The sequence below is a fragment of the Coleofasciculus sp. LEGE 07092 genome, from assembly GCF_015207375.1.
Lineage (GTDB): Bacteria > Cyanobacteriota > Cyanobacteriia > Cyanobacteriales > Coleofasciculaceae > LEGE-07092.
In genome coordinates this window covers 1-3416 of the sequence record NZ_JADEWY010000243.1, presented here as the reverse complement: position 1 = coordinate 3416, position 3416 = coordinate 1, and the positions used below count along the sequence as shown (strand labels likewise).

4 protein-coding genes are annotated in these 3416 nt (G+C 47.8%); 3 read left to right on the top strand and 1 reads right to left on the bottom strand.

Annotation, left to right across the window (positions count from 1 at the left end):
• Positions 1–98: 98 nt before the first annotated feature.
• Positions 99–1499, top strand: a complete 1401-nt coding sequence (rlmD, locus tag IQ257_RS29065; RefSeq protein ID WP_322744504.1) for a 23S rRNA (uracil(1939)-C(5))-methyltransferase RlmD — start codon at positions 99–101, stop codon at positions 1497–1499.
• A 733-nt stretch (positions 1500–2232) separates the two neighbouring features.
• Positions 2233–2682: an ATP-binding protein gene (locus tag IQ257_RS29060; RefSeq protein WP_193874001.1), complete on the top strand. Its 450-nt coding sequence runs from the start codon at positions 2233–2235 to the stop codon at positions 2680–2682.
• Here the strand turns inward: IQ257_RS29060 and IQ257_RS29055 are convergent.
• A complete protein-coding gene (locus IQ257_RS29055) occupies positions 2679–2951 on the bottom strand; it encodes a DUF6439 family protein (protein WP_193874002.1) in 273 nt (90 codons plus the stop codon). The two genes, IQ257_RS29060 and IQ257_RS29055, sit on opposite strands and share 4 nt — an antisense overlap.
• A 55-nt stretch (positions 2952–3006) precedes the next feature.
• On the opposite strand from IQ257_RS29055, the gene IQ257_RS29050 reads away from it, so the two are divergent.
• Positions 3007–3399 (top strand): DUF2203 domain-containing protein, encoded by a 393-nt coding sequence (locus tag IQ257_RS29050; protein ID WP_193874003.1) that lies wholly within the window; start codon positions 3007–3009, stop codon positions 3397–3399.
• Positions 3400–3416 lie beyond the last annotated feature (17 nt).

Here is a 3416-nt window from a genome sequence, read left to right as displayed (position 1 = left end):
AGGTGATGGAGTGCTGAGATGCGGGGGGGCTGGGGAGAAGAGTAACACCTCAAAATTCTCCCTTGTCCCTCCATCTCTCCTGATGGGTGTAACGAATTATGAAAAAAATGACAGAATCAGTGATTTTAACGAGCGATCGCCCGTCTGACCTGTGGCAACAAGGTCAACTGATCGAACTTGTGATCGAAGACCTTAATGATAATGGTGATGGTGTAGGACGTGTAGGCGGTCGGGTCGTTTTTGTTTCGGATACCGTAGCAGGCGATCGCGCCTTCGTGCGGTTAGTCAGAGTCAAACCTAACTATGCTATGGGTAAGCTTCACCAACTTATTGAGCCGTCTCCCGATCGCATTCGACCGAGCTGCATTGTGGCAGATAAATGCGGCGGCTGTCAGTGGCAGCATATTGACACCGATTACCAGCGATCGGCAAAACAGAATCTAATGGTGCAAGCATTGACACGAATTGGCGGATTTACATCAATTCCCGTGGCAACCCTCTTAAGCGCTGACTCTCCCTTGGCTTACCGCAACAAGGCAACCTATCCCCTGAAACAATCCGCAACAGGTCAAGTTCAGGCAGGGTATTACCAAAAAAGCACCCATAAGCTCATTAACCTGAATCAATGCCCTGTGCAAGATTCTCGATTAAACCCCCTATTAGCTGAAATTAAGCAGGATATTCAGGAACAGGGATGGTCAGTCTATGACGAAGATCGGCATCAGGGACACTTGCGGCACCTATCTCTGCGGATTGGACGCCGGACAGGTGAAATGCTGTTAACCTTAGTTGCAACAGATTGGAATCTACCGAACTTGGACGCTCAAGCTCAAATGTGGCTGCAGCGCTACCCCAATTTAGTAGGTGTTTGCGTAAATGTTAACCCCGACCGCACCAATGCCATTTTCGGTTCTCAAACCCGCTGCGTTACCGGTCAGCCTTACTTGCGGGAACTATTTGCAGGTCTTGAGTTCCAGTTGCGAGGTGAAACGTTTTTTCAAGTCAATACCGAAGTGGCTGAAGCTTTGTTGAATGTTATCGTTCAACGGCTAGCTCTCCAAGGTGATGAGGTGTTAGTCGATGCCTATTGTGGTATCGGTACATTTACCTTGCCCCTGGCAGAACGAGTACGACAGGCGTGGGGGATCGAAGTCCAAGGGGAAGCCGTTGAGCAAGCCCAGAAGAATGCCCAAATCAACGGGATCACTAACGTAACCTTTCAGTCAGGAGCCGTAGAAACCTTGCTGCCTCAACTGGGGATCACCCCCGATGTGGTTTTGCTTGACCCGCCTCGGAAGGGATGCGATCGCTCTGTTTTGGAAACCCTGCTTTCCAGCTCACCTCAACGTATCGTCTATGTTAGCTGCAAGCCAGCAACTCTGGCACGGGATCTCAAAGTACTGTGTCAATCCGGTGCCTATCGCTTAACCCATGTCCAAACGGCTGATTTCTTTCCTCAGACACCTCATGTTGAATGTGCAGCTTTCTTGGAACGGTGAGTTTGGAGGGGCGGTTTCTAAAAATATTTAGAGGTAAAATCTTGCCATTGCAGGTAGTTCAGCGTTTTTTATTTCCCCCCCCCTTCCCATTTCTCTTTCCCGAACTTATACTAGATTCCTGTTAAAGGTGTAATTGTTTCAGTCTTGAGGATAGTAGGGATAGGGTAAAAGAGGAACAAAAAATCATCCGTATGAAAATATCAGATCAAGTCGGAATAGTCAAGAATCGGGCATTGAAAATTACCTCAGTGTTTTCCCGATTCTCCATTCCCCATTCCCCATTTCCCTGTATATCGGGTTTTAAGTTAGTCATCCCATGAATGCAAATCTGTATTACATTTGGGGCAATTTGTTGATGTTTGACAGACGCTTTGGATACAATAGTGGGTAGAGAATAGTCTCCAACCTGTGAGAAAGACCACCCCTCTAGAAGAAGACAATAATGTACACATCACTCCAAGGCATTGGTGTAAGTGCGTAATAATAGAGGCAGTACACAGGTAAGGGTCGCTGACCTATCCATAGGGCTAAGGGTGAAAAATACCACCAGACCTACCAACAGATTCTAGTCTAAAGGGTGTACTTGTTTGAAGGTCGGACAGTCATTGTATCATACATAGCCCGAGTCCGGAGCGTCTGGTTTGAGGAAAATGAGATTAAGAAAACACGGCAGGAATTGTCGTGTTGGTTATCTAATTTGAGTCCACCAAATATTAAGTTAGGGGTTTCTTGAGTGATTGCTATATCATTGCGTCCAGTTGAGCGCAACTGGAGAACTATTAGCTTCGCTTCTACCCTTTACCTTTGTCCAATCCTCGATTTACTTGTTGAACAGATTCCTCGTAAATGGCAACCGGAAATCCGGCTGGGTTTGCAAGAAGCATTGGTAAACGCGGCAAAGCACGGCAATAATTTAGACCCAACGAAGACGGTAATGGTTCACTTTTCGGTAATTAATGATGAATATTGGTGGATAATTTCAGACCAAGGGTGTGGATTTTCTCCTCCTTGTCTCCCAAAACAGGACTCTCAAGGCAGTCTGCCAGTAGATGAATCCGAAAGCGGCAGGGGTTTGTGTCTCCTCCGCCAAATATTCGATCAAATTCACTGGAATCTTCAGGGAACAGAACTCAGGCTTTGCAAACAGATGAACAGCCGTTCTAGGTTGCCGCTCATTCCTTAACGACTACGATCTCCGTGCGTGGGGCAGGGAGGTGCCGAGATCGAACGATCGAGCCACCCTGATGCTTGACGAAATCGAGCTAGGGCTTCCTCGGGCTGTTCTTTAAGGAGAAAGACTAAGCCAGCAGCAGCTTGTTCGCTCGCTCGGGCTGGGCGGTTAGACTTTAGTCGGTGCCAATCTTCCGGCGCAATGCTTAGGCGCTCTGCCAGTGCTTGCGCCAATTCTAGGGTACTCAGTTCTTTAAGAGCATCTGTTTTAGTGAGTTGCATGGATTTAGGTATAAGTTTCGGTAAAATCGCCTTTACTGCTAATTAGTGTAGTTGAATGTATCGAGAACCGTCACAACCATCTCCTGGTGGTTCTGAACCCAACCAGCAGGATACGGGTGCAGACGAGTTCGAGCAAGCCTTGTCAGAGGTAGAGCGATCTCTCGAATTGGTCAAAGAACGTTACAATCAGGTGCAGCGGGATCGCAAGCGGCAAGCCCAACTCCAGCATCGTCGAGAGGAAATCCGGCGCTCGATGCGCAACAGTAGCAATCGGCAAACGCTACAAGCTGAGTTGCGGCAAATTAAAGAGCAACTTGAAACCATTGAACTCAATTTAGAGAGCCAGCTCGTTTCTTGGGGCAGTTTCAAGGAACCGTTTTGGCAAGCGGTTCGTTTTGGTGGACTGGGGATCGTTATCGGTTGGCTGCTAAAATCCTGTGCTGGCTAGGTTGGTAAGGGGACAAG